The organism is Candidatus Igneacidithiobacillus taiwanensis (genome assembly GCF_031962545.1).
Classification (GTDB): domain Bacteria; phylum Pseudomonadota; class Gammaproteobacteria; order Acidithiobacillales; family Acidithiobacillaceae; genus Igneacidithiobacillus; species Igneacidithiobacillus taiwanensis.
The window spans coordinates 1-13,058 of record NZ_JAVRKK010000055.1; the positions used below are offsets into that span (position 1 = coordinate 1).

The 13,058-nt window shown below is 59.7% G+C and carries 11 protein-coding genes and 1 riboswitch; of the genes, 6 read left to right on the top strand and 5 right to left on the bottom strand.

What is annotated here, in order from left to right:
* From RTI30_RS08325 to RTI30_RS08340, 4 genes are all read right to left on the bottom strand, one after another.
* A partial coding sequence (locus tag RTI30_RS08325; protein ID WP_312283627.1) for a PDZ domain-containing protein occupies positions 1 to 499 on the bottom strand: 499 nt, incomplete at its 3' end.
* A 22-nt stretch (positions 500 to 521) separates the two neighbouring features.
* On the bottom strand, positions 522 to 1,955 hold the full coding sequence (locus tag RTI30_RS08330) for a peptidoglycan DD-metalloendopeptidase family protein (RefSeq protein WP_312262610.1): 1,434 nt from the start codon (positions 1,953 to 1,955) through the stop codon (positions 522 to 524).
* Positions 1,952 to 3,481 (bottom strand): 2,3-bisphosphoglycerate-independent phosphoglycerate mutase, encoded by a 1,530-nt coding sequence (gene gpmI, locus RTI30_RS08335; protein WP_312262611.1) that lies wholly within the window; start codon positions 3,479 to 3,481, stop codon positions 1,952 to 1,954. Before gpmI ends, RTI30_RS08330 begins: the two co-directional genes overlap by 4 nt.
* Before the next feature lie 40 nt (positions 3,482 to 3,521).
* Positions 3,522 to 6,032, bottom strand: coding sequence for a glycogen/starch/alpha-glucan phosphorylase (locus tag RTI30_RS08340; protein WP_312262612.1), 2,511 nt, complete (start codon positions 6,030 to 6,032; stop codon positions 3,522 to 3,524).
* 130 nt (positions 6,033 to 6,162) lie between these two features.
* On the opposite strand from RTI30_RS08340, the gene RTI30_RS08345 reads away from it, so the two are divergent.
* The gene (locus tag RTI30_RS08345) at positions 6,163 to 6,549 is read left to right on the top strand and encodes a rhodanese-like domain-containing protein (protein WP_312262613.1); all 387 of its coding nucleotides are present in this window, start codon (positions 6,163 to 6,165) and stop codon (positions 6,547 to 6,549) included.
* On the opposite strand, the gene RTI30_RS08350 is transcribed toward RTI30_RS08345, so the two are convergent.
* A complete protein-coding gene (locus tag RTI30_RS08350) occupies positions 6,536 to 7,492 on the bottom strand; it encodes a carbohydrate kinase family protein (RefSeq protein ID WP_312262614.1) in 957 nt (318 codons plus the stop codon). The two genes, RTI30_RS08345 and RTI30_RS08350, sit on opposite strands and share 14 nt — an antisense overlap.
* Positions 7,493 to 7,595: 103 nt before the next feature.
* Between RTI30_RS08350 and RTI30_RS08355 the strand changes: the two genes are divergently transcribed.
* From RTI30_RS08355 to RTI30_RS08375, 5 genes are all read left to right on the top strand, one after another.
* Positions 7,596 to 8,189, top strand: a complete 594-nt coding sequence (locus RTI30_RS08355) for an outer membrane beta-barrel protein (RefSeq protein WP_312262615.1) — start codon at positions 7,596 to 7,598, stop codon at positions 8,187 to 8,189.
* A 114-nt stretch (positions 8,190 to 8,303) separates the two neighbouring features.
* On the top strand, positions 8,304 to 9,473 hold the full coding sequence (metK, locus tag RTI30_RS08360; RefSeq protein ID WP_312262616.1) for a methionine adenosyltransferase: 1,170 nt from the start codon (positions 8,304 to 8,306) through the stop codon (positions 9,471 to 9,473).
* 10 nt (positions 9,474 to 9,483) lie between these two features.
* Positions 9,484 to 9,558: riboswitch (S-adenosyl-L-homocysteine riboswitch) on the top strand.
* A gap of 17 nt (positions 9,559 to 9,575) precedes the next feature.
* Positions 9,576 to 10,982, top strand: a complete 1,407-nt coding sequence (gene ahcY / locus RTI30_RS08365; protein ID WP_312262617.1) for an adenosylhomocysteinase — start codon at positions 9,576 to 9,578, stop codon at positions 10,980 to 10,982.
* Between the two features lies 1 nt (position 10,983).
* Complete coding sequence (gene metF / locus RTI30_RS08370) at positions 10,984 to 11,811, top strand: methylenetetrahydrofolate reductase [NAD(P)H] (RefSeq protein ID WP_312262618.1); 828 nt, start codon at positions 10,984 to 10,986, stop codon at positions 11,809 to 11,811.
* A gap of 84 nt (positions 11,812 to 11,895) precedes the next feature.
* On the top strand, positions 11,896 to 12,756 hold the full coding sequence (locus RTI30_RS08375) for a phosphoribulokinase (RefSeq protein ID WP_312262619.1): 861 nt from the start codon (positions 11,896 to 11,898) through the stop codon (positions 12,754 to 12,756).
* The last annotated feature ends 302 nt before the right edge of the window (positions 12,757 to 13,058 follow it).

A 13,058-nucleotide genomic window follows, 5' to 3' on the forward strand; every position in this document is an offset into this window, starting at 1 on the left:
ACAGCGTGAGGGTAACTTTACTACCGGGCTTGCCGCGCATCTCATCGACAGCCTTTTCCAGACCCAGCCCCTCCACCGCTTTGCCATTGATCTTGACGATCACATCACCGGCGCGGATCCCTGCCTTGGCCGCCGGCGTGCCGTCGATGGGCGTCACCACCCGCAAGAGGCCATGATCGGGGGTGATCTCGATGCCCACCCCGCCGAAGCGACCATCGGTAACCTCCTGCATCTTTTTCCACTCTTCCGGGGTTAGGTAGGCAGAATGCGGATCGAGGGACTGCACCATGCCGGCAATCGCCCCCTGCATGAGCTTCTGATTGGAGCTGGGGTCCACATAGTCGGCCTTGATCAGAGCAAAGACCTCGCTCAGGGTCTGGATTTCTCGCAGCGGAATTTCGGCATTTTTGCCGTCGTCTGCCCAGGCCGGGGGGCTGCTCATCGCCAGCGTCCCGAATACCAGGAAGGGTAGACAAAGCTGCAGGATACGGCGGGTCATGCGGCCTCCAAAGGCATAAGGATCAGCGCAGGTATTGCAAGGGATTGACGGGATGTCCATGGCTGCGAATTTCGAGGTAAAGGCCATCGTTCTGCATTGCTCCGCCGCTGCCGACACTGCCGAGCAAACTCCCTGTCTGCACTTTCTGCCCGACCCGCACCTGTGGCTGGGCCAGGTGTCCATAAATTGCCAGCACCAGATCCGCCTGCTGGACGATGACGATCTCCCCATATCCGGTGAGAGGGCCGGCATAGAGCACCATACCCGGTGCGATGGCATGGACCGGGGTGCCTGCGGCCGCGGCAAAGGTCACTCCCTCCCAAGCCGGCCCACCGGCAACGCGCGGGGTACCAAAGAGATGCTGTACAGGAGCGTTCACCGGCGGCGGAAAACTGCCGTGTCCAACGGCAACACTCGGTGGTGGGCTGGTCGGAGGAGTGGGCTCCATGGGCGTTGCTTGGACTGGGGCCGTCGTGATCGGCGCCGGGGTGACCGGCTTGCTCGGCAGGGGTGCTCGATGCAACTGCTCTTGCAGCTCTTCGGCGCGTTTCTTCTCGGCAGCGCGGGCGGCGGCACGCCGTTCCGCTGCCGCACGTGCCGCCGCTTCTTGCGCTGCTGCCCGGCGCTCGGCGGCCAGGCGCTGTTCTTCAGCGCGTTTGCGCGCTGCTGCCTCCGCCGCCCGCTTGGCCGCCGCCCTTTCGGCGGCCAACTGTTGGCTGTACTGAGCGGTCAGACGCCTCACCAAGCCATTGAGGATGTTGGCATTGGCTTCGAGGCTGGCAATTTTTGCCCGATCGGCAGCAATGCGCCGCACTAGTTGCTCCTCAAGATTGGCGTGCTGGTTGCGCTGAGCCTGCAAGGTGTTTTCCTGCGTCTGGGTTTGCTGAGCGAGTTGGGTCAGCTGTGCTTCTTGTTGCTTTTTTTGTTTCTGCCTCTCGGCAATCTGCGCTGTGGTGCTTTGCGTTTTGCTGATCAGCTCCAGGCGTGCCCGCGCCAAACTCTGGTAATACACGCTCAACCGACCAATTTCCGCCGGTTTTTCCGTTTGCAGCCACACCGCCAAAGGCGTTTCGCCGCCAAGCATGTAGGCGGCACGCAGTTGGTCTGCGAGGATCTGCTTCTGCTGCTGGAGTGTTTGCTGTAATTGGTCGATCTGCTGCTGTAGCTTGGCGATTTGCGCCCGGGTCTGTTGCCGCTCGTTTTCGATCTTATGGAGTTTATCCTGGGTACTTTTAATGCGCACGTCCAATTGCTGGATCTCGGCACGCAACTGGCTTTGGGTTTTCTGCTTTTCCTGCAATTGTGCTTGTAATGCCGAAACACTGTGATGAATGTCCGCCAAGCGTGCCTTGTTGGCGTTGATCTTTTGCGGCAGATCGCTGGCTGTGGCGGACCCGGCATCTAGGCAGAGTAGTGCAGCAAGGAGGGCAAAGAAGGAAGGAAGACGGGGGTTCACGCGCTCTCGATCAGGCTTTTGCCACCCATTTCCGGGGGTTGGGGCAGGCCAAGAAGTTGGAGGAGGGTCGGTGCCAGATCTTCGAGGGCGCCGGTATCCAGCAGGCGAGCGGGTCGCCCAATATACAGCAGCGGTACCGGATTACAGGTGTGTGCCGTATGCGCCTGACCGGTTTCCGGATCGCGCATTTGTTCCACATTGCCATGATCGGCGGTAATCAGCACCTCGCCGCCCTGCGCCCGAACGGCGGGTACGATGCGCCCCAGCGCGCGGTCGACGGCCTCGACGGCGGCAATGGCGGCGCTCAGCTTGCCGCTATGGCCGACCATATCGGGGTTGGCAATATTGCAGATGATGACATCGTAGCGCTGTGCTTCGATCTCTGCCACCAATCGGTCGGCAAGATCCCCCACACTCATCTCCGGTTGCAGGTCGTAGGTGGCAACCCCAGGAGAAGGCACGAGAATGCGATCCTCACCTGCGAATACCTGTTCCTCGCCACCATTGAAAAAGAAGGTGACATGCGCATATTTTTCCGTTTCGGCAATGCGTAGTTGGCGCAGGCCAAAGCGCGACACCCACTCCCCAAAGGTGTTACGCAGGCGGGTGGGCGGAAAGGCCACGGACACCGGCAGTTGCTCGCTGTATTCCGTGAGGGTGACGAAGGCCGCAAGTTTGGGGCTGCGGGCGCGCACAAAGCCGGAAAAGTCGGGCTCGACGAAGGCACGGGTAATCTGGCGGGCGCGGTCGGAGCGAAAGTTGAGAAAGAGAATGCTGTCGCCATCCTCGACCGTCACCGGGGCGCCAATGCGGGATGCCGGAACGAACTCGTCGCTTTCGACCTCGTCATACGCCGCTGCGAGGGCGGCTTCGGCGCTAGGGAACTCTTGCCCCAAGCCCTGGGTGATGAGGTCGTAGGCCTTCTGAATCCGATCCCACCGATGATCGCGGTCCATGGCATAGTAGCGGCCGATGAGGGTGGCTAGTGTACCTCCCTCCTCCGCGAGGACGGCCTCGACCTTTTGCAAGGAGGCGGCCGCCGAACGGGGCGCTGTGTCGCGACCATCGAGAAACGCATGCAGATAGACGCGTTCGGCACCACGCCGGCGCGCCAGCCGCAAACCGGCGAGAAGATGATCCTCGTGGGAATGGACCCCGCCCGGGGAGAGCAGGCCAAGAATATGGACTGCCTTACCCCGGCTCGCGGCAGCGTCCACCGCCGAAACGAGGTCGGCATTCCGGTAGAAGCTGCCGTCGGCAATGGCGCGATTGATGCGCTCGTATTCTTGGTAGACGACGCGTCCGGCACCGATGTTGATGTGGCCGACTTCGCTGTTGCCCATTTGCCCGCGCGGCAGGCCTACGGAAGCCTCTGATGCCTGTAGTAGGGTATGGGGGTAGTGTTGCCACCAGGCGTCCCAGTTCGGCGTATGGGCCTGGGCGATGGCGTTATCCTCCGCCGCCTCGCGATATCCCCAGCCATCGAGGATGAGCAGCACAACGGGACGAACAGACGCTTTGCTCACGAAACTCCTTCACATCTCGCAATCGATTTGGTTGCCGATTCTAATCAAGACGGCCGCCCTCCGCCACCAATGGTTGCAAGTGCCAGATATCCTGGTTGTACTCGCGGATGGTGCGGTCGCTGGAAAAGACCCCGCTCGCGGCGGTGTTGCGGATGCTGAAGCGCAGCCATTCCTCCTGATCGCCCCACAGTGCCGAAACCTCCTGTTGCTTTTGTTTGTAGCTGGTGAAGTCCGCCAGCACCATCCACGGATCGTGGGGAGAGGAGACGGCATCGAGGAGGCAGTCGAATAGGCCAAAATCGTAAGGATTGAAATAGCCGCTGCGCACCAGTTGCAGGACGCGCTCGAGGTCGAGGTCGGCGGCAACGAAATGCTGCGGGTCGTAGCGCGGCCGCAAATGTGCCACCTCCTCGGCATTGAGACCAAAGAGGAAGAAATGCTCCGCCCCTACGGCGTCGCGAATCTCGATGTTGGCGCCGTCGAGGGTACCGATGGTGAGGGCGCCGTTCATCATGAATTTCATGTTGCCGGTACCGGAGGCCTCCTTGCCAGCGGTAGAGATCTGCTCCGAGAGGTCGGTGGCGGTGCAGATCTTTTCCATCAGCGATACCCGATAGTCGGGCAGGAAAACGACACGCAGTAGGCCCTCGGTGTCGGGGTCGGCATTGATGGTGCGGGCGATCTCGTTGATGAAGCGGATGATGCGCTTGGCCATGAAATAGCCGGGTGCCGCCTTGCCGGCAAAGAGCACATTGCGTGGCGTAAAGCCGTCGAGGTCGCCGCGCTTGATGCGGTCGTAGAGATGCACCACGTGCAAGGCGTTCAGCAATTGTCGTTTGTATTCGTGGATGCGCTTGACCTGAGCGTCGAGGAGGGCGCCAGGAATCATCTGTACCCCGGTCTGCCGGGCGATGATATCCAGCAAAGCAGCCTTGTTGGCGGCACGAATCTTGGCCCAGCTCTTGCGGAAGCGGGCATCATTGGCATAGGGAGCGAGTTCACGCAGGGCGTCCAGATTTTGCTGCCATGCCGTCCCGATTTTGCTACTGATCAATGCGCACAGCTCGGGATTGGCGGACTGCAACCAGCGCCGCGGCGTGACGCCATTGGTCTTGTTGTTGAAGCGTTCCGGCCAGAGGAGCGAGAAGTCACGGAACAGATCCTTCCGCAACAGCTCGGTGTGCAGGGCGGCCACGCCGTTGACGGAGAAGCTGCCAACCACGGCGAGATGCGCCATGCGCAGCATCGGCTCCGGACCCTCTTCGATGAGCGAAAGACGAGCCAATAGCGCGCTGTCGCCCGGGTAGCGGCGCGCCACCTCGCGCAGAAAGCGGGCATTGATTTCGTACACGATTTCTAGCACTCGCGGCAACAATTGCCGGAAGAGCCGCACTGGCCAGCGTTCGAGGGCCTCCGGGAGCAGGGTATGATTGGTGTAGGCCATGCAGTTGCTGGTGATAGTCCAGGCGGTATCCCAATCCAAGCCGTGCACATCGAGGAGTAGGCGCATCAGCTCCGCCACGGCAATGCTCGGGTGGGTATCGTTGAGCTGGAATACATGCTGACTGGCAAAGTGGGAAAAATCGTCGCCGTGCTCCGCAGCCCAGTCGGCGAGTACATCCTGGAGGCTGGCGGAGGCCAGAAAATATTGCTGGCGCAGCCGCAATTCCTTGCCATTCTCACTGCTGTCATTGGGGTAGAGGACCATACTGATATGTTCAGCAGCATTCTTGGCCGCTACCGCCTCGGGATAGGCGCCGGCGTTGAATTCGCCTAGGTCGAAGACATCGGTAGCGGCGGCACGCCACAGGCGCAGGGTGTTGACCACCCCATTGGCGTAGCCGGGGATGGGGATATCGTAGGGCACGGCGAGAACGTCATGGGTGTTCACCCAACGAAAGCGGGTACGTCCGCCAGCATCGATGTAGGTTTCGCTGTGCCCCCCAAAGAGTACTCGCCGGACGCGATGCGGGCGCTTCAGCTCCCAGGGATAGCCGTTCTTGAGCCAGTGATCCGGCTCTTCCACCTGCTCGCCGCCATGGACTTCTTGGCGAAACATTCCGTAGTCATAGCGGATGCCATAGCCAGTGACCGGCAAGGCTAGGCTCGCGCAGCTATCCAGAAAACACGCGGCGAGACGCCCGAGTCCCCCGTTACCAAGGCCCGCATCCGCCTCCTGCTCGGCAATTTCTGCCAACTCCCAGCCTTGGCTCAGCAACGCGTTCTGCGCGGCTTCTTCCAGCCCGAGATTGAGCAGGGTATTGTTCAGACTGCGTCCGAGCAAAAATTCCAACGAAAGATAGAAGGCGCGCTTGCCTTGCGTGGCCCGGCACTGCGCTTCGGTGCGATTCCAGCGTTCCACCAAGCGATCACGCAGTGCCATCCCTACGGCGATATAGATACTGTTGGCCTGCGCCTCGGCCACCAAACCTTCGCTTGGAACGCCGAGGGTGCGGAACAAATAATGCTGCGTGTCCTGACAAAGCCCTTCGGCGTCCATGGCCAGGGAAGGAAGCTTGCATTCGGCGGTCTTGCTGCGTTTCCGGATCATGGCAGACTCCTCTGGGAGGCAGAATACAATCTGAGCATAGAACGAATTTATGGCCAAGAGAAGGGGCTTTCTCTTGCTTTTCGGCTACGCTGCGGTCAGCGTATCGCTATTTCCGAGTAGGAGGATTGTCATGGCAAAAAGTCTGGCAGATTTCATTCGCGAGGCGCGAGCACAAATCAGCGAAGTCGACTGCGATACCGTCGAAGCTTGGCTCGAGGCGGGAGAGGATGTCCTCATCGTCGATGTGCGCGAGCATGAGGATTTTGCGCGTGCCCGTTTGCCCGGGGCGCATCATGTGCCCCGTGGCCATCTCGAAGCGCTGGCCGATCTCGACTATGGCAAAGCGCACCCGGAACTATCCCGGGCGCGAGGGCGGCGGGTGCTGCTCTACTGCGACACCGGCACTCGCTCTGCCTTTGCCGCCGTCACCCTGCAGCAAATGGGTTTTACCCAGGTGCACAGCTTGGCCGGCGGCATGGTGGTTTGGGAGGCGGAAGACAAGCCTATCGAGCCGTAACCGCGGGCAGTGCCTCGCCAAAATTCTCCGCGTAGCGTTGCGCGAATTGTGCAGCGCTGAAGCGGTGGTTTTGGGTGCCGGCCACCTCGATCTTGTACGCACCGAGAAGAGAGGCGACGCGGCCACACACGGCCCAGGGCCAACCCTGTTCCAGGCCAAAGAGCAGCCCGGCGCGATAGGCATCGCCACAGCCCGTCGGGTCGACCACCGCCTTTGCCTTAGCAGCCGGGATGACGATTTCTTCTGCCCCCAAATAGATCCGCGAACCCGCTTCGCCTTGGGTAACGATCAGCGCCTGCAGTTTGCTGCGCAGGGTTGCCAAGTCCCAGCCGGTACGCGCTTGCACCATGCCGCACTCGTAGTCGTTGACGCTCAAGAAATCGGCGTCATCGATCATTTTGCGCAGGGTGTCGCCATCGAAGAGCGGCAAAGCCTGCCCGGGATCGAAGATCGTCTGAACCCCGGCGGCGTGGAGATCGGCGAGATGACCGACCATGGCGTCGAGCCCATCGGGCGCCACGATGGCCCAGCGACTGCCAGCAGGAATGCGTCCCACCAAGCGATTCTCGCTGGCGCGCAGCATCGCCCCGGGATGAAAAGCGGTGATCTGGTTATCGTCGAGGTCGGTGGTGATGAAAGCCTGGGCGGTGTACTGATCGGGCAGGGTGACGATGTGGCTGCGCGCAATGTGCAGCTCGTCCAGATGCTGGGCATAGGGCGTAAAATCCTGGCCTACCGTACCGACGATCAAAGGGTCGCCGCCGAGCAGTTTGAGATTGTAGGCGATGTTGCCGGCGCAGCCGCCAAAGTCGCGGCGCATCTCGGGAACCGTGAAGGAGACATTCAACATGTGCACGCGGTCGGGCAGGATGTGTTCTTTAAAGCGGTCCTGAAAGACCATGATGGTGTCGAAGGCCAGGGAACCGCAGATGAGGGTAGACATGGAGACTCCTGTGGATTTTTTGCAACGAAAACGAGTGGTGTTTTGAACAAAATAGGTTATACTGTAGTCATTGTACGACAGAGTCTCTTGCCGGGGCGAATCGATGGGCCGAATCCGATTCTTTGCGAGCTTGTTATGTGCTGCGCTGGTAGCGATACCGGCCAGCACTCTCGCTGCCGACGGCCAGACCTACGTCAATCTTTTTGGCGGCAACACTTTCTTTGGCTCGGCACCCCTCAGTGGCGGTGGCACCCTGGGCTTGCGGGTGGGGCAGCGCCTGGGTAGCCACCTCGGCATCGAGGCACAGGTGGCTTCTGCCTTTGCCAACCTGCAGAATCAGTCGCGCACCGGCGCCAATCAATACAGTGGCTCCGTCATCGGCAATTATTATGCGCTGTCTGGCCCGGGCACCCCGTACCTGTCGCTGGGCCTCGGTGCCTCCAGCGATGTCCTCGATCCAAAGCTTGGCCGCGGCACCTCCCTCATGGGGGTTTTTGGTATCGGGTATGAGCAGCGCATCGGCGACCACTTTGGTCTGCGCTTGGGGGTGCAGGATCAACTCCTGTTCGATGCGCCACAACCGCAGGGTGGCACTCTGAACAACGTCCAAGTCACCGGCGGTATTTCCTATTTCTGGGGGGGCGAGTCGAGCAAGCCTGCTTTTCCCTTCATTGCCCCAGTCCACTCCACCCCTTGACGGAAATTCGCGCTCTGCATGAGCGTCTTTCATTTTCGTACGACTCGCGCCTCTGCTATATTTGAGCGACTTGTACGAGTCTGATCTCGTTCGCGCAGCCGAGGAGCCCTTTGCATGTCCAATAGTCATCTGTTCACTTCCGAGTCCGTATCCGAGGGTCATCCCGACAAGGTCGCAGACCAGATTTCCGACGCCATTCTCGATGCAATTCTGAGTCAAGATCCGCATGGCCGGGTTGCTGCCGAAACCCTCATTACCACGGGTTTGATCGTCTTGGCCGGAGAAATCACCACCACAGCGCAGGTCGACTACGCGGATGTGGCACGACAGACGGTACGTCGTATTGGCTACGATTCCTCGGAGATGGGCTTTGACTGGGCTTCTTGCGCCGTGGTTCAGACCCTCGACAAGCAATCTCCGGATATTGCCCAGGGTGTTGACGAAGGTAAGGGCCTCGATCTCGATCAGGGGGCCGGCGATCAGGGACTGATGTTTGGCTATGCCTGCGATGAGACCGATGTACTCATGCCCACCCCCATCTACTTTGCCCACCGGTTGACGGAGCGGCAGGCAATGGTACGCAAGGATGGTCGTCTGCCCTGGCTGCGCCCGGATGCCAAAAGCCAAGTGACGGTGCGCTATGAGGATGGGCGTCCAGTGGCCATCGACGCGGTCGTCCTGTCCACCCAGCACAGCCCCGATATCAGCCACGCCGATCTGGTCGAGGCGGTGCGGGAAGAAATCATTCGCCCCGTTCTGCCTCCAGAGATGCTGCACAAGGGAACCAAGTACTTCATCAATCCCACTGGGCGTTTCGTTATTGGCGGGCCGGTAGGTGACTGCGGTCTGACCGGACGTAAGATCATTGTCGATACCTACGGCGGTCAGGGCAGCCACGGAGGTGGCGCCTTCTCGGGCAAGGATCCATCCAAGGTCGACCGCTCATCGTCCTATGCCGGTCGCTACGTGGCCAAAAACATTGTTGCCGCCGGCCTCGCTCGGCGTTGCGAAGTGCAGGTGGCCTATGCCATCGGTATCTCGCAGCCGGTGAGCCTGATGGTCGATACCTTCGGTACGGGGGTCATTGCCGACGACCGCATTGCCGCCCTGGTACGGGAGCATTTCGACCTGCGTCCCAAGGGCATCATCCAAATGCTCGACCTCCTCCGTCCGATTTATGGTAAAACCGCAGCCTATGGCCATTTTGGCCGTGAAGAGCCGGAGTTTACCTGGGAGCGCACGGATCGCGCCGCGGCCTTGCGGGCGGCTGCTGGTCTCGACTAAATCCTGGGTCTGCCCCGAGGGGCGCTGCAGCCGTGCAAACGGTCAGGCTCGGGGCGGACTTTCGTGTCAACCGCGCTCGTCTTTCAAAGGAGTTGAATCCCGATGAATGCCGTGTTGCAAGATCAAGCCGATTACAAAGTTGCCGACCTCTCCCTCGCCACCTGGGGGCGCCAGGAGATAGGCATTGCCGAAACGGAAATGCCCGCCCTGCTGCGCATCCGCGAGAAATATCGGGCGGAGCAGCCACTCAAGGGCGCCCGCATCGCTGGCTGTATCCACATGACCATCCAAACCGCCGTCCTGATCGAGACCCTCGTGGCTTTGGGGGCGGAGGTGCGCTGGTCCTCCTGCAACATTTTTTCTACGCAGGATCAAGCGGCGGCTGCGATTGCAGCGGCCGGCATCCCGGTATTTGCCTGGAAGGGTGAGACCGAAGAAGAATATTGGTGGTGCGTGGAGCAGACCATCCGCGGACCGAATGGTTGGGTGCCGAACATGATCCTTGATGATGGCGGCGACCTGACCGGCCTGCTGCACCAAAAGTATCCGGAGTTGCTCAAAAACATTCACGGTGTTTCGGAAGAAACGACAACGGGGGTGCATCGTCTCTGGGAGATGCTGCGCGAGGGTACCCTGCGCATTCCCGCCATCAATGTCAACGATTCGGTGACCAAAAGCAAGAACGACAACAAATATGGTTGTCGCCATTCCCTCAACGATGCCGTCAAACGTGCCACGGACCATCTGCTTTCCGGCAAGCGTGCCCTGGTGCTGGGCTATGGCGATGTTGGCAAGGGCTCGGCGGCCTCCTTACGGCAGGAAGGCATGATCGTGCGGATAACGGAGATCGATCCCATCTGCGCCATGCAGGCCTGCATGGATGGCTACGAGGTGGTTTCGCCCTACCGCGATGGTATCGACGACGGCACGGATGCCTGCATCAATCGCGAGCTCCTCGCCCAGACCGATCTGCTGGTGACGGCCACCGGCAATCTCAACGTCTGCAACGGGCGCATGCTACGAGCCCTGAAGCCCGGAGCGGTGGTTTGCAATATCGGCCATTTCGACAACGAGATCGACACTGCCTACATGCGCCAAGAATGGCTCTGGGAGGAAGTCAAGCCGCAGGTGCACAAGGTCTACCGCGACGCCAAGCCCGGAAGCAAGGCAAATCCGGGCAGCCACGATTACCTCATTCTCCTCTCCGAAGGGCGGCTGGTGAATCTAGGTAATGCCACGGGCCATCCCAGCCGCATCATGGATGGCTCCTTTGCCAATCAGGTCTTGGCCCAGATCCATCTTTACCAGGCGGGTTTTGCGCATCTGCCGGAAGCGGAAAAGGCTGCCGCCATTCGTGTCGACGTATTACCCAAGCAGTTGGATGAAGAGGTGGCACGTTACATGGTGGAGGGTTTCTCTGGCGTGATTACTCGGTTGACGGCTGAGCAGGCTGCGTACTTGGGTGTGCCGGTAGACGGCCCGTTCAAGAACGACGCCTACCGCTACTGATATGGCAGCCCCAGAAATTTCGGTGGAATTTTTTCCGCCGAAGAACGCTGCTGGCGAGGAGCGTCTGCGCGAGAGCGTCGCCGCCCTCGCGGCCCTGCGTCCTGCCTATGCCTCGGTGACCTACGGCGCCGGAGGTTCCACTCAGGAGCGCACCTTGGCAACCGTGCGATTTCTGCAGGAGCAGGGCGATTACGAAGCGGTACCACATCTCACCTGTATCGGCTCTACCGAAAGCGGAATTCGCGAACTGCTGCAGCGCTACCGCGATTGGGGTATCCGTCGTATCGTCGCCTTGCGTGGCGACTTACCCGACGGTATGGAAAACCCCGGCTTTTTTCGCCACGCCAGCGATTTGGTCGCTTTTATTCGCGCCTTCGGTGGTTTCGAAATTCTCGCCTCGGCCTATCCTGACGTGCATCCGCAGGCCATCTCTGCCAAGCACGACCTCGATTATTTAGTGGCCAAAGTCAAGGCGGGGGTAGATACCCTCGTTACGCAATACTTCTACAACCCCGACGCCTATCTGCAGCTCCGGGATGCCCTGGCGCGGCGGGGGGTGCAGGTGCCCATCGTCGTCGGTATCATGCCGATCCAGAATTATCAGCAAATTGTGCGCTTTTCTGCCCAATGCGGGGCGGAAATACCACGTTACATGCAATTGCTTTTTGAGGCATATGCGGACGATCCAGCGTCGCAAAATGCGCTAGCGACCGAGATCGTTGCCCGGCAATGTGCGCTGCTGCTTCGGGAGGGCGCTCCTGGTCTGCATTTTTATACCCTGAACCAGGCCGAGCCAACCCTCGCCATAGCCCAATGTCTGGGAATTTGAGCCTGCCGTCGGCGCTGATATACACTTTCGAACATTCGCGTTGCATGCGCCACAGCTTTTTTGTCTATTCAAGGAGCAGTAATCATGTCTAATAAGCACCCTGTCATTGCGGTGACTGGCTCGTCCGGTGCAGGCACCACTACCGTCAAGCATGCTTTTCACGATATTTTTCATCGTTTGAATGTCAACCCGGTAGTTATCGAGGGCGATAGTTTTCATCGCTACAACCGAGTGGAAATGCGCGAGGCGATTGCCAAGGCTGCCGAGCAGGGCAAGACCATCAGCCATTTTGGGCCCGAGGGTAATGATTTTGGTGCCCTGGAGGCACTGTTCCGCCAGTACGGCGAGACTGGCACAGGCAAGATGCGCTATTACGTTCACGACGACGCCGAGGCAGAACTGCGCGGCAGCGCACCTGGCACCTTCACGCCCTGGCAGGACATTCCCGCGGGTACCGACCTGCTCTTTTACGAAGGCTTGCACGGAGGGGTTAAGACGGCAGAGCACGACGTCGCCAACTATGTGGATTTGCTCGTTGGCGTCGTGCCCGTGGTCAATCTCGAATGGATCCAAAAAATCCATCGCGATAATGCCCAACGCGGGTATTCTGCCGAGGCTATCGTCGATACCATCCTGCGACGCATGCCCGACTACATCAACTACATCACTCCTCAATTCAGCCGTACCCACATCAATTTCCAGCGGGTACCCATGGTAGACACCTCCAATCCCTTCATCGCACGCGATATTCCTACCCCAGACGAGAGCATGGTAGTAATTCGCTTCAATGACCACCGGGAAGAGAATTTTCCGTACCTCTTGCAGATGATTCCCGGCAGCTTCATGTCGCGCAAAAATACCATAGTCGTCCCCGGCGGCAAGATGGGCTACGCCATGGAGCTGATTCTCGGACCGCGTATCGAGCGCATGCTCGCAGATCGCTAAGCGAGCCGCTAGCGGCGCCACCATCGTTATGATGGTGGCGCTTTTTTTATGTTCCCGATCGGAGTTCTGAGAGAGTCGCGCGAGCTAGAAGGAGGGCTCTCGTTGTTACAACAAATGCCCGTGCCAATGTGGCAAATACGAAAGGAGATTGAGAAGGCAACGAACTCTTCGGGGGTAGCGAGGGGAACGAGACGGGCAGAGGGTAGACTTAACATTCCACTGCACGGTGACTTTGTACTATGTACCTGTTTTATTGGTCGGGGAGACAGGATTCGAACCTGCGACATCCTGCTCCCAAAGCA